At 61.5% G+C, this 21,028-nt stretch carries 21 protein-coding genes; 16 read left to right on the plus strand and 5 right to left on the minus strand.

Features of this window, described 5'->3' with window-relative positions; translation table 11 throughout:
* Positions 1–288 precede the first annotated feature (288 nt).
* From KSS97_RS27495 to ilvD, 4 genes are all read left to right on the plus strand, one after another.
* Positions 289–1,371 (plus strand): SagB/ThcOx family dehydrogenase, encoded by a 1,083-nt coding sequence (locus tag KSS97_RS27495; RefSeq protein WP_217860564.1) that lies wholly within the window; start codon positions 289–291, stop codon positions 1,369–1,371.
* Positions 1,368–2,321, plus strand: a complete 954-nt coding sequence (locus KSS97_RS27500) for a diiron oxygenase (protein WP_198796894.1) — start codon at positions 1,368–1,370, stop codon at positions 2,319–2,321. Before KSS97_RS27495 ends, KSS97_RS27500 begins: the two co-directional genes overlap by 4 nt.
* A complete protein-coding gene (locus KSS97_RS27505; protein ID WP_217860565.1) occupies positions 2,314–3,519 on the plus strand; it encodes an MFS transporter in 1,206 nt (401 codons plus the stop codon). Before KSS97_RS27500 ends, KSS97_RS27505 begins: the two co-directional genes overlap by 8 nt.
* Positions 3,520–3,776: 257 nt before the next feature.
* A complete protein-coding gene (gene ilvD, locus KSS97_RS27510) occupies positions 3,777–5,618 on the plus strand; it encodes a dihydroxy-acid dehydratase (protein WP_217860566.1) in 1,842 nt (613 codons plus the stop codon).
* Positions 5,619–5,850: 232 nt separating this feature from the next.
* Here ilvD and KSS97_RS27515 read toward each other — a convergent pair whose 3' ends face one another.
* Positions 5,851–6,906 carry an HAD family hydrolase gene (locus KSS97_RS27515; protein ID WP_030138379.1) on the minus strand — a complete coding sequence of 352 codons (1,056 nt, stop codon included), beginning with the start codon at positions 6,904–6,906 and terminating at the stop codon, positions 5,851–5,853.
* Positions 6,907–7,147: 241 nt separating this feature from the next.
* Here KSS97_RS27515 and KSS97_RS27520 point away from each other — a divergent pair, with 241 nt between their 5' ends.
* Complete coding sequence (locus tag KSS97_RS27520; RefSeq protein WP_030138380.1) at positions 7,148–8,539, plus strand: L-cystine transporter; 1,392 nt, start codon at positions 7,148–7,150, stop codon at positions 8,537–8,539.
* Between the two features lie 120 nt (positions 8,540–8,659).
* Here the strand turns inward: KSS97_RS27520 and KSS97_RS27525 are convergent, their stop codons facing one another.
* Positions 8,660–9,172 (minus strand): dihydrofolate reductase, encoded by a 513-nt coding sequence (locus KSS97_RS27525; RefSeq protein WP_217860567.1) that lies wholly within the window; start codon positions 9,170–9,172, stop codon positions 8,660–8,662.
* Positions 9,173–9,249: 77 nt separating this feature from the next.
* Here KSS97_RS27525 and KSS97_RS27530 point away from each other — a divergent pair, with 77 nt between their 5' ends.
* Both KSS97_RS27530 and KSS97_RS27535 read left to right on the plus strand, forming a co-directional pair.
* A complete protein-coding gene (locus tag KSS97_RS27530; RefSeq protein WP_217860568.1) occupies positions 9,250–10,617 on the plus strand; it encodes a DUF2868 domain-containing protein in 1,368 nt (455 codons plus the stop codon).
* On the plus strand, positions 10,610–11,983 hold the full coding sequence (locus KSS97_RS27535; RefSeq protein WP_217860569.1) for a GTPase/DUF3482 domain-containing protein: 1,374 nt from the start codon (positions 10,610–10,612) through the stop codon (positions 11,981–11,983). Before KSS97_RS27530 ends, KSS97_RS27535 begins: the two co-directional genes overlap by 8 nt.
* A gap of 166 nt (positions 11,984–12,149) precedes the next feature.
* Here KSS97_RS27535 and KSS97_RS27540 read toward each other — a convergent pair whose 3' ends face one another.
* Both KSS97_RS27540 and KSS97_RS27545 read right to left on the minus strand, forming a co-directional pair.
* Entirely contained in the window at positions 12,150–12,641 is a 492-nt protein-coding gene (locus KSS97_RS27540) for a 2-thiouracil desulfurase family protein (protein ID WP_217860570.1), read from the minus strand.
* Between the two features lie 2 nt (positions 12,642–12,643).
* Positions 12,644–13,276, minus strand: coding sequence for a 2OG-Fe(II) oxygenase (locus tag KSS97_RS27545; RefSeq protein ID WP_030138385.1), 633 nt, complete (start codon positions 13,274–13,276; stop codon positions 12,644–12,646).
* Between the two features lie 140 nt (positions 13,277–13,416).
* Between KSS97_RS27545 and KSS97_RS27550 the strand changes: the two genes are divergently transcribed.
* Complete coding sequence (locus KSS97_RS27550; protein ID WP_030138386.1) at positions 13,417–14,160, plus strand: DUF2059 domain-containing protein; 744 nt, start codon at positions 13,417–13,419, stop codon at positions 14,158–14,160.
* 96 nt (positions 14,161–14,256) lie between these two features.
* Here the strand turns inward: KSS97_RS27550 and bipL are convergent, their stop codons facing one another.
* The gene (gene bipL, locus KSS97_RS27555) at positions 14,257–15,204 is read right to left on the minus strand and encodes a phospholipase BipL (protein WP_030138387.1); all 948 of its coding nucleotides are present in this window, start codon (positions 15,202–15,204) and stop codon (positions 14,257–14,259) included.
* A 107-nt stretch (positions 15,205–15,311) separates the two neighbouring features.
* Here bipL and KSS97_RS27560 point away from each other — a divergent pair, with 107 nt between their 5' ends.
* The 8 genes from KSS97_RS27560 to sctL all read left to right on the plus strand — a co-directional run bounded on the left by KSS97_RS27560 (position 15,312) and on the right by sctL (position 20,940).
* Complete coding sequence (locus KSS97_RS27560) at positions 15,312–15,887, plus strand: DUF6436 domain-containing protein (RefSeq protein WP_198796903.1); 576 nt, start codon at positions 15,312–15,314, stop codon at positions 15,885–15,887.
* A 405-nt stretch (positions 15,888–16,292) separates the two neighbouring features.
* Positions 16,293–17,216 (plus strand): sigma 54-interacting transcriptional regulator, encoded by a 924-nt coding sequence (locus tag KSS97_RS27565; protein WP_198796904.1) that lies wholly within the window; start codon positions 16,293–16,295, stop codon positions 17,214–17,216.
* 68 nt (positions 17,217–17,284) lie between these two features.
* Positions 17,285–17,518, plus strand: coding sequence for a type III secretion system major pilin HrpA (locus tag KSS97_RS27570; RefSeq protein WP_486526341.1), 234 nt, complete (start codon positions 17,285–17,287; stop codon positions 17,516–17,518).
* A 58-nt stretch (positions 17,519–17,576) separates the two neighbouring features.
* Positions 17,577–18,506 carry a type III secretion protein gene (locus KSS97_RS27575; protein ID WP_217860571.1) on the plus strand — a complete coding sequence of 310 codons (930 nt, stop codon included), beginning with the start codon at positions 17,577–17,579 and terminating at the stop codon, positions 18,504–18,506.
* A gap of 27 nt (positions 18,507–18,533) precedes the next feature.
* The gene (gene sctI / locus KSS97_RS27580; protein WP_030138392.1) at positions 18,534–18,908 is read left to right on the plus strand and encodes a type III secretion system inner rod subunit SctI; all 375 of its coding nucleotides are present in this window, start codon (positions 18,534–18,536) and stop codon (positions 18,906–18,908) included.
* Between the two features lie 13 nt (positions 18,909–18,921).
* Positions 18,922–19,797 carry a type III secretion system inner membrane ring lipoprotein SctJ gene (gene sctJ / locus KSS97_RS27585; protein WP_217860572.1) on the plus strand — a complete coding sequence of 292 codons (876 nt, stop codon included), beginning with the start codon at positions 18,922–18,924 and terminating at the stop codon, positions 19,795–19,797.
* A complete protein-coding gene (locus KSS97_RS27590; protein ID WP_217860573.1) occupies positions 19,794–20,381 on the plus strand; it encodes a hypothetical protein in 588 nt (195 codons plus the stop codon). Before sctJ ends, KSS97_RS27590 begins: the two co-directional genes overlap by 4 nt.
* Complete coding sequence (gene sctL, locus KSS97_RS27595) at positions 20,359–20,940, plus strand: type III secretion system stator protein SctL (RefSeq protein ID WP_030138395.1); 582 nt, start codon at positions 20,359–20,361, stop codon at positions 20,938–20,940. The genes KSS97_RS27590 and sctL overlap by 23 nt, the downstream gene beginning before the upstream one ends.
* Positions 20,941–21,028: the final 88 nt, after the last annotated feature.

Genomic DNA, 21,028 nt, shown 5'->3' on the forward strand with positions numbered 1-21,028 from the left:
GAAGCTCCCCACGACATTATTAGAATTTTCCTACTCAAAATTTATTTGCCAATGTCTCACTAATAACTATGATCAACCTGTCACGACGCAAGTGACAATCCATACAAAAAAACACATCAACAAAGCAAAGGAGTTTAACAATGAAAACAATCCATCTAGAAGCTAATAAAATTGCAAACCTGGCGAGCCTGATCATTCCAAAAGCCGCTAAGTAAGTAATAAGTGGGGCCGAGGAGTGCCGGCAACTCAGCCCCATTCAACTTATGAGCCACTGCGGGGTCAAAATCGATGCATATAAATCCGAGCCTCTTTATACTTGCGCACCCGCCATGCCAGATTGTCTGGAACTATGAAAACCACACCCAGCATGAACTCGAACTCGACTATTCTACACGTCTAGCTCAACTCACTAGCGACCCAACTTTATTCGACAAGCACAATCCCATTGATATCGATCTATTAGAAGCTGGGATACTTATAGCAGAGCCCAAAAAACCTTTAGATTGGAAATGGGATTCATTGTCTAAGATATTCCATATCGGCACAAAAAATATTCCTTGCGAAACTGTTCCTCAAAACGTGACCGAATGGGCAAAGCTTTATCTGGAACATTGCAACGAAGTCCTCGAGTCGCCAGCACCTCCGGCCAAGATAAAACCGGACTTGAGCAAGCTTATTTTCCTTTCGCCCTGCTCGTGGGAGGACCTTCAGGACGTTTCTCTGGCGCAGACGCTTGTCGACCGCCGCACGTCTCGCTCATTCAGCGAAGAGTCCATTTCGCTAAAGCAGGTCAGCACCCTGCTTTATCTGACGCTAGGTTACCTGAACGAACGACCTTTCGTTCCCGGAGCTGACCAGCCGGAAGCCTTGGGCGCGCGACGCAGCAGTCCCTCTGGTGGAGGTTTGAATGCCTGCGATGGCTACCTTTACGTGCGCAACGTCGAGGGGTTGAAAGCCGGTGTCTACGCTTATTACCCGGATAAACATGCCTTGAGTCTGATCGGCCCGCTACCGGCTGAACCTTTGGGCCTGTTGTTAAGCGGACAACATTTCATCAATGCGCTGCCATTCGGGCTATTCCTCACCTCCCGATTCGACAAACTCTGGTGGAAATACGAACACTCCCGCACCTATCGGATGGCTTTCATCGAAGTGGGACACGTGTCTCAGGTATTCCTGATGGTCGCGACCGGTCTTGGACTCGATACGTGGCTGACCGGAGCGCTAACTGATTGCAAGGTGGAACAACTGCTGGGCCTTAAAGAAAGTCCCGAGCAACCATTGTTTTTTGTCGGTTGTGGCCGGGGCGACGGGCAAGTGCATTGCGAAGCACTGAGGGCATTGGCCAATACTCAGGACATTACCCCATGACTGGCTCAACCTTTACGCAAACGCCTTGCTACACCCTAGGCGACTGGGACAACAAGGCAGCGGTGCGCGTGCGCAAGGACGACTACCGCCTTCCCGAGGATCTGGAGCAACAGTTGTGGGTCAGGGACTGGTTCCCGCCGGCCTTCGTCCCCTATATCGAACACCCGCTGATCAAGGCAGCTGGACGTTCCATCGTCCAGCGTCTTGAGGCGAATCACCTAGTGTATTTCTTAGACTACACCACGTTGCTGGAACACCGGGTCGTCAACCGTTCCGTGGAGACCATCGTTCATGGCGAACTTGACGTGACGATTCCGAACATGATGAAAACTGCCGCGCTGCAGCTCTATACCGATGAAGGCTATCACGCGCTGTTCTCCAATGAAGTAGCCGAGCAGGTCGCCGCCATGTATGGCATCGGTGATCGTCAAACGCCGAGACGCATTGAACGGCTGCTGGGCATGATCGATAAAATCCATTCGAAGCATCGTCCCCTGGCATGGTTCCTGATGGGATTCGTCTCTGAAACAATAATCGCCAAAGAGCTGCTGGCCATCACCCGCGAAAGCTTGGTTTCCACGGTGTACCGAATGCTCAGGAATCATCTTGAGGACGAAGCACGCCACAGTCGCTACTTTAGCGAAGTGTTCCAGTTTCTGTGGGCCGTCCTGGCCCCACCACAGCGCGATCAGGCCGCAAGGATGTTACTGGAGATCATAGGGCTTTATTTCGAACCAGACGCGTCCTGGCTAATGAGTAGCCTTGCCAGCGTAGGCTTCGACGAGCAGTCATCCCGACTGATCATCGCAGATCTCTTGCAACCAGACGCCCATATACAACGGCTTCGCTCCGGCACGGTATCGACGTTCGCAGCCATGAAGAAGGCGCGCTTCTTCGACAACGAACACAACCGACAGCTTTTTTCTCAAGCGGGGTTTATCGATGGCTGACACCAAGATCCTTATGCAGACCCGCAAACCTGCTGCCGTCGGTTTGCTACTGACGCTGACCTTGCTTGGCGTGTTTCCGATAGATGTGGTGCTGCCCTCGTTCCCTGCACTGTCCGAACACTTTCAGAGCCCATCATCCGATATCGCCCTGTCTGTCAGCCTGTTCGCGGTGGGCATCGCCCTTTCGCAACTGCTGATCGGTCCGCTTTCCGACGTTATGGGACGAAAAAACCTGCTGTTGATCGGGATCACCATTTCAGCGGGTGGAGCAACAGGTTGCGTACTCGCCGACAGTTACTGGTCCTTTCTCTTCTTCCGTGTCGTCCAGGCCTTGGGGTGCGGTTGTTTCGTGCTGTCCCAAGCGCTGATCCAAGACCTGTTCACCGGACAGGAACAGCAGCGATTGCGAGTCTTGCTGGTCACCTGCGGCGGGATTTTTATTTCCGTTTCGCCCCTGGCTGGCACCGGGCTGCAAAGCTGGATGGGCTGGCGCGGCAGCTTCCTGGTGTTCATTGCCCTGGCAATTGGCGTATTCGCAAGCGCCTGTCATTTGCTTGAACGCTCCCCGTCCGGCAGTCAATCCAGGCGTTTCAATATCATCGCATCCTATCGAAAGGTCTTCGGTGACTTCAGTTTCATCGCTTATTGGTTAACCTCGGCGCTGGCTTTTTCCTGCCATTTTTCGTTCATCGTCATTTCCCCCCTGGTGCTGATCGACCAGTTGCACTTATCACCCGAGGCTTTTTCGCTGGTACTGCTGGGCTATGGGCTGGCCTATATCGGTGGGGGCGCGGTGGCGTCCGTGCTGAGCAATCGAGTCGATCCACAGGCGCAAATCGTCACGGGGCTGGGCCTGATCCTTGCCGCAGGCCTCCTGATGCTGGGGCTCGCCAATTACCTAGGCTTGTCGATCACTACTCTGTTAGCGCCCATGATCGTTTGCACCGCCGGAACGACCATTGCCAGGGCGGCAGCCAACAACCAAGCCATGACGATATTTCCGGCGCAGGCTGGCACGTCCGCCTCGGCCGGTAGCGTACTGATCTTTATTGTCGGCGGGATAACCAGTGCCGTGATCAGCCTCACCCCGCTGGACTTACAGCTGGCCCTGGCCCTCTGCCTGATCCTGCTCAGCCTGCTGGGGCTGGTACTCAATGCCCTGGTCCGGCAGCGTGGCAAGGGCTTGTTGCCCGGCTGAACCGTGCCAGTCGTCATCCCGAGCGCGACATTGGCCTCGGTTCAGCGCTTTGCGTCATTTCATCCTGACGCCAGCGGTGTAGAATCGTGGCATTCATCGCCATTCATCCCCGGCGGGTTTATGAGCTCATGCCGAGGCGCGCAGCGATCCTGCAAAGTCATCGGCCACTTCCAGGCACACGGCCAATCCCGAGTGTTCCAGAGGTCGACAGAAGCTCACTTCCCCTTTGATATTTGATTAGCCGCCCGGAGTGCTCCATGCCTGATTACCGCTCGAAAACATCCACCCATGGCCGCAACATGGCCGGCGCCCGTGCCTTGTGGCGCGCCACGGGGATGAAGGATGACGACTTCAAGAAGCCGATCATCGCCATTGCCAACTCCTTCACCCAGTTCGTACCGGGCCACGTCCACCTCAAGGACCTCGGCCAACTGGTTGCCCGGGAAATCGAACGCGTCGGCGGCGTTGCCAAGGAATTTAACACCATCGCCGTGGACGACGGCATCGCCATGGGCCACGACGGCATGCTCTATTCGCTGCCGAGCCGGGAGATCATCGCCGACTCCGTCGAATACATGGTCAACGCCCACTGCGCCGACGCCATCGTGTGCATTTCCAACTGCGACAAGATCACCCCCGGCATGCTCATGGCCGCCCTGCGCCTGAACATCCCGGTGATCTTCGTCTCCGGCGGCCCGATGGAAGCCGGCAAGACCAAGCTCGCCAGCCACGGCCTGGACCTGGTCGATGCCATGGTGATCGCCGCCGACTCCAGCGCCTCTGACGAGAAGGTCGCTGAGTACGAGCGCAGCGCCTGCCCGACCTGCGGTTCGTGCTCCGGCATGTTCACCGCCAACTCGATGAACTGCCTGACAGAAGCCCTGGGCCTGGCCCTGCCGGGCAACGGTTCGACCCTCGCCACCCACAGCGACCGCGAACAGCTGTTCCTGCAGGCCGGCCGGACCATCGTCGAGCTGTGCAAGCGCTACTACGGCGAAAACGACGAGTCGGTGTTGCCGCGCAACATCGCCAACTTCAAGGCGTTCGAAAACGCCATGACCCTGGACATCGCCATGGGCGGTTCCACCAACACGATCCTGCACTTGCTGGCCGCTGCCCAGGAAGCCGAGATCGATTTCGACCTGCGTGACATCGACCGCCTGTCCCGTCACGTACCACAACTGTGCAAGGTCGCGCCGAACATCCAGAAGTACCACATGGAAGACGTGCACCGTGCCGGCGGGATCTTCAGCATCCTCGGCTCCCTGGCCCGTGGCGGCCTGTTGCACACCGATCTGCCGACCGTGCACAGCAAGACCATGGCCGAGGCCATCGCCCAGTGGGACATCACCCAGACCACCGACGAAGCCGTGCATCACTTCTTCAAGGCCGGCCCGGCGGGTATCCCGACGCAAACCGCGTTCAGCCAGTCGACCCGCTGGGAAACCCTGGACGACGACCGTGAAAACGGCTGTATCCGCAGTGTCGAGCACGCGTACTCCAAGGAAGGCGGCCTGGCCGTGCTGTACGGCAACATCGCCCTGGATGGCTGCGTGGTGAAAACCGCCGGCGTCGACGAGTCGATCCACGTATTCGAAGGCAACGCCAAGATCTTCGAAAGCCAGGACAGCGCCGTACGCGGCATCTTGGCCGATGAAGTGAAGGCCGGCGATATCGTGATCATCCGCTATGAAGGTCCGAAGGGCGGTCCGGGCATGCAGGAAATGCTCTACCCAACTTCCTACCTGAAGTCCAAGGGACTGGGCAAAGCCTGCGCCCTGCTGACCGACGGTCGTTTCTCCGGCGGCACTTCAGGCTTGTCCATCGGCCACGCCTCGCCGGAAGCGGCGGCTGGCGGCGCCATTGGCCTGGTGCGCGATGGCGACAAGGTCCTGATCGACATTCCAAACCGCTCGATCAACCTGCTGATCAGCGACGAGGAACTGGCCGAGCGCCGCATCGAACAGGACAAGAAAGGCTGGAAGCCGGTGGAAGTGCGTCCGCGCAAAGTCACCACGGCCCTGAAGGCCTACGCCCTGCTCGCCACCAGCGCCGACAAGGGCGCGGTGCGCAACAAGGCGATGCTGGACGGGTTGTAAGCGCCCCGAGCCGCAAACAAAAATGCCCCGCCAAGTGCGGGGCATTTTTTTGGGCTTCAGCTCGGCCCGTTGAGTCAAGTGATCTTCGTGGCGAGGGAGCTTGCTCCCGCTGGGTCGCGAAGCGGCCCCAAAATTCGCCCCTCACCTCAATGTATGAGCTGACGACCTTGGGGCTGCTGCGCAGCGAGCTCCCTCGCCACAGGGGTCCTTGGTATTACTGTGGGGACAGGGTCTACTGGATATCTTCCGGCTTGACGATCACCCAGTTCTTGTCCGCCGTCACCGGCAGTCCTTCCTTGGCTTGGGCAGCCGCGTGCTTGGCCATCATGCCGTTGATCTGGGTCATGTACTTGTCCTTGCGGTTGACCCACAGGTGAATGCCGCCCTTGGCCACGTCCACATCGTGGAACAGCATGTAGCCGTCGCTGCTCGGCGTATCGCCAGCCACCAGAACCGGTTTTTTCCATTCGTCGATGTAGGTCAGGATCGCGGCATGCTTGCCAGCCATCCAGGTTGCCGGGGTCCATAGATAGGGCGTGTATTCCAAGCCCAGGTTGGCCTTTTCGTCATACTTGCCGGCAGTGATCTGCTTGCGTGCCGTGGTCAGTTCACCGGTCTTGCGGTCCTTGAGCAGCGTGGTCACGCCGATCACGTTCTGTGGCTTGAGGTTGTAGCCGTACTTCGGGTCCGAGGCGACCATGCGCACCAGTTCTTCGGAAGCGGCGGTCATGACATAGACCTCGATGCCGTTTTCCATCAGCTTGTTGTACAGCTCGGCCTGGCCGGTGAAGACTTTCGGTGGGTTGACGTTGTATTGGACTACCTTGTCGCCATCGTAATAGGTGGTCGGCACCGGCTTGCCGGAAGCCATCAATTCGTCGACATACCCCTTCAATTCCTCGAGCGTGAACCCGGAGAATACCTGGGCCACCCACGGGTAGCAGACCATGTCGTCCACTTCGCACAGGCGATAGTAATAGCTGAACAGGCTTTCCTTGTGATCCGCCGTGTCCTTGAACGGCATCAACTTCAAGGACGGATCGAGTTTTTCCCGAGTAATGAGCCCCTTGTTCTCCATGAATGGCAACAACGACTCTTCGAGGTCATAGCGGTAACTGGTGTTGTCCATGTCGAACACCGCGTAGTTACCCTTGTTGGCATTGGCCGCAATCATGGCCTCCAAGGCCTTGGCCTGTTCCGCCGGCCAGTGCTTGAGATCGGTGGCGAGCGCTTGGCCGGCGAGGCTCAGGCCTAAAGCGACAGCGAGCAAGTGAGGTACGAGCTTCATCGGCATTACTCCCATTTGATAAGAGTTCGACGCTAACAAATGCCTGTGACAGATCTCGCCTGTGGGCGACCGCTTGCGTCTCGATAACGGCAGCGACATGTCCCTGGGCGCCAGCGGCTTATTCCAAAAGCGACAGTAAACATTCTTTTTTAGTATTAATTCTTTAGATTTCAGACTGTTAGGCTTTCCGGCTCACAGTCGCGGCGCTTGGCGGCTGGCAAAGTCTTATCGGAGCTATTTCATGAATGTGCCGCTGATACTCAATCTGTTGGTGTTCATCGGGCTGCTGTTCGGCCTGGCGCAAACCCGCCACGGCACCTGGAGCCTGGCAAAAAAGGTATTGCTGGCGCTGGTGCTGGGCGTGGTGTTCGGCATCGCCCTGCATACGATTTACGGCGCAGGCAACCCGGTGCTCAAGGCCTCGATCGGTTGGTTCGACCTGGTCGGCAATGGCTACGTGCAGTTGCTGCAAATGATCGTGATCCCGCTGGTCTTCGCCTCGATCCTCAGCGCCGTGGCACGACTGCATAACGCCTCGTCCCTGGGCAAGATCAGCTTCCTGACCATCGGCACGCTGCTGTTCACCACCGCCATCGCGGCACTGATCGGCATCGGCCTGACCAACCTGTTCGGCCTGACCGCCGAGGGCCTGGTGGCCGGTACCCAGGAACTGGCGCGCCTGCAAGTGATCCAGAGCGACTACGCCGGCAAGGTCGCCGACCTGAATATCCCGCAACTGCTGCTTTCGTTCATTCCGCAGAACCCGTTTGCCGACCTGGCACGAGCGAAGCCGACGTCGATTATCAGCGTGGTGATTTTCGCCGCGTTCCTGGGTGTCGCGGCGTTGCAGTTGCTCAAGGATGACGCCGAGAAAGGCCAGAAAGTGATCAATGCCATCGACACCTTGCAAGGCTGGGTGACGCGCCTGGTGCGCCTGGTGATGAAACTGACGCCGTACGGCGTATTGGCATTGATGACCAAGGTAGTCGCCGGCTCCAACCTGCAGGACATCATCAAGCTCGGCAGTTTCGTGGTGGTGTCGTACCTGGGGCTGGGCTTGATGTTCGTGGTCCATGGCCTGCTTGTATCGGCGGCCGGGATCAATCCGTTGCGCTTCTTCCGCAAGATCTGGCCGGTGCTGACGTTCGCTTTCACCAGCCGCTCGAGCGCTGCAACCATCCCGTTGAGCATCGAAGCCCAGACCAGCCGCCTCGGCATTCCCCGTGCGATCGCCAGCTTCAGCGCCTCGTTCGGCGCCACCATCGGCCAGAACGGTTGCGCCGGGCTCTATCCGGCGATGCTGGCGGTGATGGTCGCGCCGACCGTGGGCATCAACCCGCTGGACCCCGTGTGGATCGCCACGCTGGTCGCCATCGTGACCTTGAGCTCGGCCGGGGTGGCCGGTGTCGGTGGCGGCGCGACATTTGCCGCGCTGATCGTGCTGCCGGCGATGGGGTTGCCGGTCTCGCTGGTGGCACTGCTGATCTCGGTGGAGCCGCTGATCGACATGGGCCGCACCGCGTTGAACGTCAGTGGTTCGATCACCGCCGGGGCGATCACCAGCCAGGTAATGCAGCAGACTGACAAGGCGCTGCTGGATGCCGAGGAGCATGGGGAATTGGTGCACGCTTGATTCGGCGGCGCCAGATAGATTGCCTTCGCGAGCAAGCTCGCTCCCACAGGGATCAGCACTGAACACAAATTTCATGTTCGCCAAAAATCCAATGTGGGAGCGAGCTTGCTCGCGATGCTTTTAGCGCTTTTCCCAGACTTCGAAACTGTAGGCCGGCCTGTCCCCTTCAGCCGGATTCGGCTGGTTCGACACCAGCGTCCATAGGCTCGAATCAAACGCCGGGAACCACGCATCCCCTTCCGGGCTCAGCGCCACACGGGTCAGGTACAGCCGATCAGCCTGGTCCAGCGCCTGCGCATAGAGCTGGGCCCCGCCGATCAGCATCAGCTCGTCCACCCCCTGTTCCAACGCCCAGGCTTCGGCCCGCTCCACCGCCGCTTCAAGCGTGGAATAAACCTCCGCGCCATCCAAAACCAGGTCCGGCTGGCGGCTGACCACGATGTTCAAGCGACCCGGCAACGGCCGACCCAGGGAGTCCCAGGTCTTGCGCCCCATGATGATCGGCTTGCCCAGGGTGGTGGCCTTGAAGTATTTGAAATCCCCCGGCAAGTGCCAGGGCATGCTGTTGTCGATGCCGATCACACGGTTTTCACCGAGGGCTGCGATCAGGCTTAAGGGAAGTGTTTTTTTCATGACCGCGAGGATACCAGAGGCCCGGACCGGCGCCACAGCGGTTATGCTCTTTGCTCATTCGAGCAACGGAAGCCCCCGTGACAGAACTGCAGAACCTCTGGCTGACCGAGACGATACGCCTGCGTGAAGAACACGCCGGCCCGCTCGAGGACCAGGAAGCCAATCGCCTGGCCCGCGCGGCAGGAGGCGATTTAACCACCCGCATCCGCCACCGCGCCCGCTGGCTGGCCGACCGCGATGGTCTTACCCAAGCCCTGCGCCATTGGCTGCAAGGGGCGCGCCTGGCACTGGTGGTATTGGCGGTGCTCGCCATCATCAGCGGCGCCGGCCTGGGGTTTGCCGCGCTCGGCGATGGGCGTGCGCCGGTCAATGTCTTCTGGGCCTTGGGCAGTCTGTTGGGGCTGAACGTGCTCCTGCTCATCGGCTGGGCCCTGGGCTTGATATTCGCCGGGGAACAAGGCGCCACGCTGGGACGCCTTTGGCTGTGGCTCAGCGAAAAACTCGCCCGCGACGCCAAGGCCGCCCAACTGGCGCCAGCCCTGTTGCTGTTGCTGCAACGGCACCGGCTCAATCGCTGGGCCCTCGGTGTGCTGGTCAACGGTTTATGGCTGTTGGCGATGCTCAGCGCGTTGGTCATCGTCTTGCTGCTGATGGCGACCCGGCGCTATGGCTTCGTCTGGGAAACCACCATCCTCGGTGGCGAGACCTTTGTCGCCATGACCCAGGCCCTCGGCGCGCTGCCCGCCCTGCTGGGCTTCAGCGTGCCGACCGTCGAGATGATCCGCGCCAGCGGCGACGCCGCGTTGAATATCGAGAGCGCCCGCCAGGCCTGGGCCGGCTGGTTGGTCGGCGTCCTGTTGGTCTACGGCGTGCTGCCGCGCCTATGCCTGGCGCTGCTGTGCCTGTGGCGTTGGCGTCGTGGCCGCGCCAGCCTTCGCCTGGATTTGAACCTGCCTGGCTACGCGCAGTTGCGCGAGCGGTTGATGCCCAGCAGCGAACGCCTGGGGGTCAACGATGCCGCGCCCGCGCAACTGCACCGAATCGACAGCACCGTCGGCGCAATGGAAAGCGACGGCGCGTTGCTGGTGGCGATCGAGCTGGACGAACGGCCCTGGCCGCCGAAGCTGCCCGATTCCGTTAAAAACGCCGGCATCCTCGACAGCCGCGAGTCTCGCCACAAGCTCTTGGAACAACTGTCGCGCTTTCCTCCGGCGCGCCTGGCGATCGCCTGTGATCCACGGCGTTCGCCGGACCGCGGCAGCCTCGCGTTGATTGCCGAGCTGGCCCGCAGCGCCAGCGCCACCCGTGTCTGGCTGCTGCAGGCACCGCCCGGCGAAGCGCTGGACGGCGAGCGCCTGGGAGACTGGCATAACGCGCTGCAACAGCTGCAACTGCCGTTTGCCGACTGCGCCCCGATGAACTGGCTGGAGACCGGCCATGACTGAATCCTTCAAGCCTTTGAAGCTCGCGGTGGTCGGCCACACCAATGTCGGCAAGACCTCCTTGCTGCGCACCTTGACCCGTGACGTCGGCTTCGGCGAGGTCTCCCACCGCCCGAGCACCACCCGTCATGTTGAAGGCGCTCGCCTGTCGGTGGATGGCCAGGCGCTGTTGGAACTGTACGACACACCGGGGCTGGAAGACGCCATCGCCCTGCTCGATTACCTCGAACGTCTCGAACGTCCCGGTGAACGCCTGGACGGCCCGGCGCGGCTTGCACGCTTCCTCGACGGCAGCGAGGCTCGGCAACGCTTCGAACAGGAAGCCAAGGTGCTGCGGCAATTGCTCGCCAGCGATGCCGGGCTGTATGTCATCGATGCCCGCGAGCCCGTGCTGGCCAAGTACCATGATGAATTGGAAGTCCTCGCCAGTTGCGGCAAACCGTTGCTGCCAGTGCTCAACTTCGTCAGCAGCGCCCAGCATCGCGAGCCTGAGTGGCGCGAAGCCCTGGCGCGATTGGGGCTGCATGCGTTGGTGCGCTTCGACAGCGTCGCCCCACCGGAAGATGGCGAACGACGCCTGTATGAAAGCCTGGCGCTGTTGCTGGAAAGCGCGCGCGAACAACTGGAGCGGCTGATCACCGATCAACAGGCCCAGCGCCAGGCGCGCCAGCAGAGTGCAAAGCGCTTGATCGCCGAACTGCTGATCGACTGCGCCGCCTGCCGACGCAGCGTTGCCAGCGATGCCGATCTGGAGCACCAAGCCATCAGCCAATTGCGCGACGCCGTTCGCCAGCGTGAGCAGCGCTGCGTCGAAGCCCTGCTCAAGCTCTACGCCTTCCGCCCCGAGGACGCCGCGACTGGCGACTTGCCGCTGCTGGATGGCCGCTGGGGCGACGACTTGTTCAATCCCGATACCCTCAAGCAACTCGGTGTACGCGTCGGCGGCGGGATCGCGGCGGGTGCAGCGGCCGGTGCAGGCGTGGATTTGCTGGTGGGCGGGCTGACCCTTGGCGCGGCCGCCCTGGCCGGGGCGATTGCTGGCGGTGCGCTGCAAACAGCCCGCAGTTATGGCAACCGGTTGATGGGCAAGCTCAAGGGCCAGCGTGAACTGACCGTGGACGACGGCGTGCTGCGCCTGCTGGCCTTGCGCCAACGGCAATTGCTGCAAGCGATCAACCAGCGCGGCCATGCGGCGATGGACAGCATCCGCATCGCCACACCCCAGGACAAGACTTGGCGCGAGGGCAAGCTGCCCGAGGCGTTGGGCAAGGCGCGGGCGTATCCGCAGTGGTCCTCGCTTAATCCCAATCCGCGCTTGAGCCAGGCCGAGCGCCAGGAACAGATCGAGCAGTTGGCCGAGCAGCTCTAGCCCACCAGCCTAAGCCTTCCTCTGTGGCGAGGGGATTTATCCCCGCTGGGTCGCGTAGCGGCCCCGGCTTTCCATTGGATGCGCTGCTGCGGCCGATATTTTTTGGGGGCGCTTCGCACCCCAGCGGGGATAAATCCCCTCGCCACAAAAAAGCGATTCGCCGCAATTATTTTGCGGCCAACGCTTTTAGCGCCGAAGCCGCTTCCGCCAATTCCAGTTCATTGAACACCCGTACGCCATGCCGCTTGAGCAACGCCGCCGTCACGCCTTCGCCACCGACTTTCACACCACTGAACGTGCCGTCATAAGTCAGCAGGTTGCCGCAAGACGGGCTATTGGCCTTGAGCACAGCGATCCGGATGCCGTGTTCGCGCACCAGATCCAAAGCCTGATGCGCACCGGACAGAAACTGCACGGTCACATCCTCGCCGTCGGTGGTAATCACCGCCGCGTCGCCATCGAGCACCTGCGCACCCTGCCCACCGGGAATCTCCGCCGCCGCCCGAGGCGTGGGCAAGCCGCCGGCGACTTCCGGGCACAGCGGTACGACCCGACCCTCGGCGAGCCATTGCTGGAGCTGATCGAACGGGCCACTGGCGCCACCGTCGTAGCGTACGCGGTGACCGAGCAAGCAGCGGCTGACGAGGATTTTTTCCATGTTCAGAACAACTCGTTGCCGCGACGCCGGAACCAACCGGTCAACGACAGGCGATCACGGGTGGCCGGCAGGACTTCGTGGGGGATGTCCCCGGAGAGAAACACCACCAGGCAGCCGCCCGTGGGCACCACGTCATGTTCCACGCCGTCATCCAGGTACATGCGCAATTGACCACCGTGCTCCGGCAACCAGGCGTCGTTGAGATAGAGCACCGCCGAGACCATGCGCCGGTCATCATCCCGGAATCGGTCGACGTGCTTGAGATAGAACGCACCCGGCGGATACAGGGCAAAGTGGCTTTCGAAATCCTCCAAGCCCAGGAACAACCCACGGTTCAAGGCCTCGCGCAGGCTGTCCATCAGCGCCAGGTAACGATCGCAGGCGTCGACCTGGCCAGGCTCGATCCACTGGATGCGATCACCCCGAATACCCTCTCGAATCTCGGAAAACGGCCCGCGCCCGACGGCGGCCGGGGCCAGTTCGCCTTCAACGGCGCGCTGGCGGCATTCAGCCGCCAGGGCACGCGTCAGCGCATCCGGCAGGAAGATGTTCTGCTGCGACCAGCCGCGCTCGGCCAGGTCGTCGACGATACGTAACAGCAACGGATGATCAGAAGGTATTTGCATGGCGCGCATAGTATTCCTGTGCCTGCAAAACCGACAGCGCCGCGCAGCAGATCAGCCACGCCAGGTAGCACCGCCGTACGAACTTGATACGAATTCTCGACAAGTTCCCGTACCCCACGGAGAATAGTCCGCTGCTGACAGGAGTCCCTATGCGCCGTTTGCTTTTCTCACTGTTGATGTTCTGCGTTTTGCCCGCCTGGGCAGACAGCTACGACCAGTTGTACAAGGTCGCCGGCTGGCCGGAACAACGGGCGCATTTCAATGACGCCTTGAGCGCCGCGCAGCAGCGTTACCAGAGCAGCCTGCCGCCGGCGGTGTTCCAGGCGCTGGTGAACAACAGCAATCAGCGTTTCGCGCCCCAGGCCATGGATCAACGGGCCGAGGCCCAACTGCGCAAGAAACTGGCCGACCCGAACCCGGCCCTGAGCTTTTTCCAGACGCCGCTGGGCCGTAAAGTTGTCGCAGCCGAACTGCTTGCCACTCGCCGCGATCAATTGGCGAAGAACGCCAAGGGCCTGCCGAAGATGCAAGCCAGCGACAACCGCCTGCTGATCATCGGCCACCTGGCCCAGGCGCTGCCCGCCCGTGAAGCGGGTGCCGAAGTCAGCCTGGCGATCGCCGGCGTGGCCGCCGACAGCCTGAGCTCGATGATTCCCGGCCTGCTGGGCGGCGGCCAGGCCCAAGGCATGCTGAACGGCCAGCGCCAGCGCCTGATGGACCAGATCGGCGCAGACCTGAACAATACGCTGCTGTACGTCTACCGCGACCTGAGCGACACCGAGCTGGAAGAGTTCGCCACCTTCGCCGAGTCGGCCGAGGGGCAGGCGTATTACCAAGCCGCCTTGGCGGCGATTCGGGCGGGGTTGGCGGTGGGGCAGAACCTGGGGCAGTAGTTCAGCACCGCTATCGCGAGCAAGCTCGCTCCCACAGGGACTGAATGCACAGTTCCATTGTGGGAGCGAGCTTGCTCGCGATTGACGGTAGCCCAGTCACCGCCGATCCCGGCTCATCCGCTTGGTCAAGAACCCAAACATCTCCTGCCGAATCTCCAGCGCCTCGTTCGCCAAGTGATGCCGTCCTTCGGGCAGCATCAACACTTGCGGCCGGTCGAACTTACCGCGCAACACCTGCAGGTTATGCCGCCAATCCACGGTCATGTCCGCCTGCCCCTGCACGATCAGCGGCTGGCGCGAGCTGCTCGGCGCCGCCTCGATACGCTTGATCCATTGCGCCAGCGCGCCGACCCACGCGGTGGGCAGGCGCAGCGGTTGCAGTGGGTCGGCTTGCAGGAATGGCAGGAAATCCGGATCGGTGGAGTTCTCGCTGAAGCGCCGGGCAATGCCGGTCACGAACGGCTTGAGCAGGTAATAACTGAGGCGTGACCAGCCCCAGGCCCGAGGTCGCACCAAGGGCGACAACAGGATGACCTGGCCCTGGGCCGGACTTTGCGCGCCCTGGTTGAGCACATGGTCCACTACGATCGCACCGCCGGTGCTTTGTCCGCACAGGTGCCAGGGTTGCGGCAAATCCAGCGTTCCGGCCTCAGCCAGCAGGCCTTGCAGCGTTGCCTGGTAGTCGGCGAAATCGCCGATGCTGGCGCGCTCTCCACCCGACAGGCCATGGCCCGGCAGATCGCAGCTGATGACCGCGAATTGCTGATCCAGTGCCCACTCGATCAGGTGTCGATACAACCCCATATGGTCGTAATAACCGTGAAAGAGGAACAAGGTCGCCACGGCCTTTTCCGGCCACCACACCTGGCCTACCAATTCATACCCGGCGCGCTCAAAGCGCCCCAGGCCTCGACGCAAGGTATGTGTCGGGAAATCCAGTCCATAGAAGCGCTGATAGGCCTGCGCTTGCGCAGAAAGAGGTTGCCATTGCGCCAGCGGTTGCAGGCTGGCGCGCAGTTGATCGGGGTCGAAAGAGGCAGGCATCAAGAGTCCAGGCAAAAGCGCATCGCGCGAAACAGGCTTTATGAGCCTGCGATATTCATCTGTCGCGCCAGGCATGGCAAGCTACGCCGCTTCAGAGGATCGACTCCATGCGCTCGTCCCACCGCACGACCTTGCTTGCCAGCCTTATCGCCCTCGGGTGCGCCGCCGTGCTGTGGTTCGCCTATGACTGGTTCCAGGGGCGCTTCCTCCGGGCGTTCAGCCAGCATACCGCGGTGTTTTCCGGCGATCCTCTGCGCCTGCCTCCCGACCTGGCCGGCCCCGGCGCGATCCGCCTGGTGCATTTCTGGGATCCGGCCTGCCCGTGCAACGTCGGCAACCAGCAGCACCTTTCCGAGCTGATCGACAAATACTCAGCCCAAGGGGTCGAGTTCTATGCGGTTCAGAAAACCGGCAGCCAAGGCCACCTACCCACCAACCTGACCCACCTCAAGCCCCTGGCCGCGTTGCCCGGCTCGGGGCAGATTCCTGCCAGTCCCGCGGTGGCGATCTGGGACCGCGCTGGCAAGCTGGCGTATTTCGGGCCTTACAGCGAGGGCTTGACGTGCAACTCGAGCAACAGCTTTATCGAACCGATTCTCGAAGCACTAAGTGTTAACCGGGAAGTTAACGCGACCCATACGCTCGCGGTGGGCTGTTATTGCACATGGTCGACTTCGAATTGATCTAATCAAACTACGATACGTATTGGCAAGATGCCCAGCCTCGCCGCGCGAAGTTGAGCACTTGCTCTTTTCTAGAGCTCTTGCTCAAAGTGACCGTTTTAGCTGAACCGTTTGTCGGATCCAATTTTCCCAAGCGCGCCCGATACGCCTCTTTTTTGCCTTCAAGCCCCAGGCCAGCCGGGTTGCTCAGCGGTTTTCGAGGCGCTTCGACCGTCGAGCTGAATCGATTAACAACCGCCGCCCCTACGTGAACTTTTCTTTAATCGCTTCTCTAAACCCGTACAGCAGATGTTGATCACCTATTCGGTTGCGCGGCGGCGCTATATATCGAGGAAGTTGTACACGCCTTTTCATCGTTTTACTTGTCGACCCTCCTAAACCAAACAAAAAATGGAATCGTCAGTGATGCAAAAGTTGCTATGCGCTGCACTTTCCACTCCCACCAAAGAGGATGCTCTCAACCTTGAGGCGTTTGCCCAGTGCGTGGCCCCGCTAGGGGTCGATGTGCTGTTGCGCGGCGAAACCGGCACTGGCAAGGACACCCTGGCGGAAAAGATCCACAGCATGTCCGGCCGTCCCGGTAAATTCGTCGCCATCAACTGCGCCGCCATTCCCGAATCCCTGGCGGAGAGCCAGCTCTTCGGGGCCAACACCGGGGCATTCACCGGGGCCAGCCAGAATCGCGCGGGGTTCGTCGAAGCCGCGCACAACGGCACCCTGTACCTGGATGAAATCGACAGCATGCCGCTGGGGCTGCAAGCCAAGCTGCTGCGTGTCCTGGAGTCGAGGACGGTGCAGCGGCTGGGCTCGACCCAGAACATCCCGGTGGACATGCGAGTGATCGCCTCGGCCCAAAGCCCATTGGCGGACATGGTCGAACGCGGCGAATTTCGCCGGGATCTCTATTTTCGCCTGAACATCATCAGCCTCAAGTTGCCGCCGCTGCGCAGCCGCAAGGAGCGCATCGTGCCGCTGTTCCAGACCCTCGTGCGGCGCGAAGCCCAGGCGCTGGACCGCCCCTATGTCGCACCGTCGCCAGCGCTGCTGCGCCAGTTGCTCGGCTACGCCTGGCCCGGAAACATTCGCGAGTTGCAATCGGCCGCCAAGCGCTACGTGCTCGGCCTCCCGGCACTGCCCCGCGCCGAGCAGCTGGAGCACAACAGCTCGACGCTCAAGCTGAAGGAACACTTGCAGCAGTTCGAAAAGATCCTCATCGAAGACTGCATGCGCCGTCACCATCACTGCATCGACAAAGTCATCGCTGAGCTGGGCATCGCCCGGCGCACGCTGTATTACCGGATGAAGTGCCTGCAAATCTCCTCGAGTTGAGTGGATCGGTGGAACCGTTTGCGTAGCGGTCGCCACTTAACCGTCGAGACGTTCACGATCGTCTCGCCATTCCACAATCCGGAGATACGACTATGAGTTTCGGTGGAGCTTCTCTCGCCGCCTCCATGGCTGCCATGCAGCAGATGGACGCCACGTCGGCGGCGATGACGACCATGAAATCCCAATTCGACCAGAAAAAACTGGTCGCCGACACCATGAATGCCATTTCAGCGGAGTCGATGGACAGCGCGACCAAGGCCATCACCGCCATGGGGGAGGCGTCGAAAAACATACGATTCTGACCCTCTCGCTCCAGCCCCGCTCCGGCGGGGAACCTCACGTGCGATGAGAGGAGGCCCTATGCAGATCCATACGCCCGACAGCCTTCACGCTCCCAGGGACTTGCCCCGCGACGACACGACGCAGCGCCCCACCTCGACCTCGGCGGGCCTGGCGAATCTGCTCGCCGAACATCTGGCACAGCCGGGTGCGGGCAACCGGCTGCGCGAATCGCTCGTGCAATGGGGCAGTGAGCACGGCTCGACAGGCGGCCAGTCCCGGCCAGGCCTGCCCAGCCCACAGGACAGACTGGCGGCAGAGACCGAAGCGCCTCTGCACCTGGTGCTCGAAGACATTCTTGAAGAGATCAACGGTGGCACCGGCTCCACGCTCGACGTGGACATCGATGACGCCTATTCCAACGAAGACCTGTTCAACGACCTGGCGCAGATGCTCGCCCATCGCCGGCAGCCCATCGGCGACAACGATGTCGACAGCCAGAGCGACTTCGGCAACGCCAATAACCCGTTCTGTGGCGCGCTGTTCGGCGCCTGGGAGATGGAGGGCGAACACGCCACGCGGCGCAGTCGTCATGACACGAGCCTGTCGCTGCTGCTGCAGATCATTGCGGTCCTGGGCCGGAGGAAACTGCTGACGCTGCTGGACATTGACGAAGAGGAACGGCAGGCGCGCTATGAACCAGAGGACCTGGACCTGCTGTTCGAAGTCGCACGATTCATGGACCAGCACCCGACGCGCTATCCATCACCAACAGGCCCCGATGCAGAGCAGTGGACATGGACCGAACGCGTTGCCTGCGGCGCGTCCCTGGATGCCCGCGAAACCCGGTTGTTCCAACTTGCCCTGGAAGAATTGGACCTCGCCCTCGCCCGCCTGTCCGGCCAGCACACCCCGATGATGCGGCGCGGCCGACGCAGCCGGGAAGAAGTCGAGTTTCACCTGAGCGTCACCGGTAGCGCTCGCAACGTCTTGAAGCTGATGTACGCCTGAAGCCCACCCTGAAATTGGAGAAAATCCATGACCATCCAAGCCCTCGACACGACCAGCGTTGCCTCCACCGCTGCCAAGCCTGGCGGCAGCCCCCACGCGCGAGCCGAGACCAGCGATGTCAGCTGGTTCAACGCGCAGATGCATGAAAAACCGCCAGTCCCCGACAGCGAAAACAACGTCGCGGCGAGGATCATCGATTCGCTGTCCAGCCGCTCCGGCGAATTGCAGCGGCTGGATGATCGCGCCAACCGCGACATGCTCAAGGCCATCCGCACCGCCGATCCGCAAGACATGTTGCAGTCGAACCGGTCGCTGTCGTCCTTCCATCTGGAGAGCCTGATGACCGCGAAGATCGTCAGCAAGGGCTCCCAGGCCATCGAGAAGCTCACCAATCTCCAGTAAAGGGAAGCCGGTCATGTTCATGCGCGCATTCTCATCTCTAGTGCTGTGCCTGTTGCTCGCCGGTTGCGACGAAAGGACCGCGCTGCACAGTCATCTCTCCGAGCAGGATGCCAATGAAGTGATCGCCGAACTGGCGAACAAGAACGTCGAGGCCAGCAAGCAGATCGACAAGGACGGGCTGACCGTGCTGGTCGAGCCGGCCGACATGAACAGCGCCGTGCAGGTGCTGGAAGCGGCCGGCCTGCCACGCCGGTCGCGCTCCAGCCTGGGGGAGATCTTCCGCAAGGAAGGGGTGATTTCAACGCCGATGGAAGAGCGCGCCCGCTACATCTACGCACTGTCCCAGGAGCTTGAATCTACGCTGTCGCAAATCGATGGCGTGGTGCTCGCCCGGGTCCATGTGGTCCTGCCGGAACGGGTCGCTCCAGGCGAACCGGTCCAACCGGCATCGGCCTCGGTGTTCATCAAGCACACCAGCGCCCTCGATCCCGACAGCATCACGCCGCGCGTGCGCAACCTGGTCGCCAGCGGGATCCCCGGCATGGCCGACGCGGCCCAAAACCCGGCCAAGCTGTCGGTGGTCTTCGTGCCCGCCGCGGCTTATCAGGAGCGGCGCAAGATGGCGTATTTCGGACCGTTCCTCATGCAGGCCGAAGACGTCGGTTATTGGCGAGCGGTGACCGTTGCGGCCAGCGTCACCTTGCTCGGGCTCCTGGCCGGCGTCTTGTACGGCGTCTATCGGTTGTGGCGCAACGGCGTGCTGGTGTTGCCGCGTTTTCTCGATCGCAAGGCTGGAACGCCGGCGCCGCAACCGAGCGGCGCGACACCGTCCCTGTTCGCAGTGAAATCCCCGGGGGCCAAGCCTGACAACAACGGGACGGCGGCATGAATCCGACGCTCGATTGGGTTCGCTGGTGGAGTCTTGCGTGGCGCGAGGCCGATCGGGACTGGTATCCGCCAGCCCTTCGCCTGTTGACCGCCCCCCAACTGGACGCCTTGGCGCGAGGGCATCATGCCGCACTGGCGCGCCGTTTTGGCATCACGCCTTGCACGCCGCCACCGCCCGATCCTTCAGTACTTTCGCTATGTTGTGGCACGCCCCGGATCCTGCATCTTGCTTGTCGATTGGTGGCGAACACGTGCTCGCCGCTAACGGTATCCGCCGAGCTTTGCCCACAGGATCAGGCTTGGTGCGAGCGTACCGCCAAGGCACTGCGTCCTGGCCATTGGCTCGAACAGGACCAGGATTCGCTTGTACTGCTACGCGCCTGGCTGGGAGAGCGGACCTGGGAGCGGGTGCGCCTGGCCTTTCCTCGCAGCCGGATCGTCGCCCTCGAATCGCAGCCCACCCCACGGCCGCCCGTCGCCAAGCTCAACACGCTCTGGCAGTCCGCCTGCTGGAAAGCCGAGCAAAGCCTGGCGCCAGCGACCACCCAAACGGAGATGCACGATGCTCGCCCGGCGCTCGCTTGAACTACGCCCCGAAGGTCGAGGCTTGCAACAGCCTTACATCCCTTATGAAACCCTGGTGGATTGTGGCCGTGCCCAGGCCGTACTCGAACACGCCCAGGCACAGGCCGCGCAGTTGATCGCACACGCCGCCGAGCAGGCCGACGCGGCAGTGATCGAGGCCCAAGTCCGATTCTGGGAGAACGCCGAAACCGTGCTTGCCGCTTGGGAAAGCCAGCGCCAGGCCATGTGGGAACGAATCGAGACCAGCGCCGCGCAATTGGTCAACGAGGCCCTGGGGACGCTACTGGACGATGTCCCGGAGCAGGCACGGATCGATGCGCTCGTGCGTCAGCTTGCGACCCGCCAAGACGACCCGATCGAGGCCACCCTTCGCTGCCATCCCGATGACCTGGCGCGCCTGGCGCAAAGCCTGGGCGCGGCAGGCGAACGTCCCTGGACGCCCGTCGCGGACGCCAACCTGGAGGTCCACCAACTGAAGCTGGAAACGCCGGGGGGGACGTTCCTGCTCGATTGGGAAACAGCCGTCAACGCGTTGCGCCTGCCTGAACCGCAGCGGTAGCACCACGATCCCGTGGCGAGGGAGCTTGCTCCCGCTCGGCTGCGCAGCAGTCGTAAAACCGGCTAATGCGATTTATCGCCGAACAAAT

This window comes from Pseudomonas alvandae (assembly GCF_019141525.1).
In the GTDB taxonomy this organism is placed as follows: Bacteria; Pseudomonadota; Gammaproteobacteria; order Pseudomonadales; family Pseudomonadaceae; genus Aquipseudomonas; species Aquipseudomonas alvandae.

What these genes read in the sequence shown, in the direction of transcription:
- KSS97_RS27520 (WP_030138380.1), top strand. Translation starts at nt 7,148, where the DNA reads ATGAATGTGCCGCTGATACTCAATCTGTTGGTGTTCATCGGGCTGCTG.
- KSS97_RS27505 (WP_217860565.1), top strand. Translation starts at nt 2,314, where the DNA reads ATGGCTGACACCAAGATCCTTATGCAGACCCGCAAACCTGCTGCCGTC.
- bipL (WP_030138387.1), bottom strand. Translation starts at nt 15,204, where the DNA reads ATGCCTGCCTCTTTCGACCCCGATCAACTGCGCGCCAGCCTGCAACCG.
- KSS97_RS27515 (WP_030138379.1), bottom strand. Translation starts at nt 6,906, where the DNA reads ATGAAGCTCGTACCTCACTTGCTCGCTGTCGCTTTAGGCCTGAGCCTC.
- KSS97_RS27575 (WP_217860571.1), top strand. Translation starts at nt 17,577, where the DNA reads ATGCAGATCCATACGCCCGACAGCCTTCACGCTCCCAGGGACTTGCCC.
- KSS97_RS27500 (WP_198796894.1), top strand. Translation starts at nt 1,368, where the DNA reads ATGACTGGCTCAACCTTTACGCAAACGCCTTGCTACACCCTAGGCGAC.
- KSS97_RS27560 (WP_198796903.1), top strand. Translation starts at nt 15,312, where the DNA reads ATGCGCTCGTCCCACCGCACGACCTTGCTTGCCAGCCTTATCGCCCTC.
- KSS97_RS27525 (WP_217860567.1), bottom strand. Translation starts at nt 9,172, where the DNA reads ATGAAAAAAACACTTCCCTTAAGCCTGATCGCAGCCCTCGGTGAAAAC.
- sctL (WP_030138395.1), top strand. Translation starts at nt 20,359, where the DNA reads ATGCTCGCCCGGCGCTCGCTTGAACTACGCCCCGAAGGTCGAGGCTTG.
- sctJ (WP_217860572.1), top strand. Translation starts at nt 18,922, where the DNA reads ATGTTCATGCGCGCATTCTCATCTCTAGTGCTGTGCCTGTTGCTCGCC.
- KSS97_RS27550 (WP_030138386.1), top strand. Translation starts at nt 13,417, where the DNA reads ATGCGCCGTTTGCTTTTCTCACTGTTGATGTTCTGCGTTTTGCCCGCC.
- ilvD (WP_217860566.1), top strand. Translation starts at nt 3,777, where the DNA reads ATGCCTGATTACCGCTCGAAAACATCCACCCATGGCCGCAACATGGCC.
- KSS97_RS27545 (WP_030138385.1), bottom strand. Translation starts at nt 13,276, where the DNA reads ATGCGCGCCATGCAAATACCTTCTGATCATCCGTTGCTGTTACGTATC.
- KSS97_RS27540 (WP_217860570.1), bottom strand. Translation starts at nt 12,641, where the DNA reads ATGGAAAAAATCCTCGTCAGCCGCTGCTTGCTCGGTCACCGCGTACGC.
- KSS97_RS27590 (WP_217860573.1), top strand. Translation starts at nt 19,794, where the DNA reads ATGAATCCGACGCTCGATTGGGTTCGCTGGTGGAGTCTTGCGTGGCGC.
- sctI (WP_030138392.1), top strand. Translation starts at nt 18,534, where the DNA reads ATGACCATCCAAGCCCTCGACACGACCAGCGTTGCCTCCACCGCTGCC.
- KSS97_RS27495 (WP_217860564.1), top strand. Translation starts at nt 289, where the DNA reads ATGCATATAAATCCGAGCCTCTTTATACTTGCGCACCCGCCATGCCAG.
- KSS97_RS27565 (WP_198796904.1), top strand. Translation starts at nt 16,293, where the DNA reads ATGCAAAAGTTGCTATGCGCTGCACTTTCCACTCCCACCAAAGAGGAT.
- KSS97_RS27535 (WP_217860569.1), top strand. Translation starts at nt 10,610, where the DNA reads ATGACTGAATCCTTCAAGCCTTTGAAGCTCGCGGTGGTCGGCCACACC.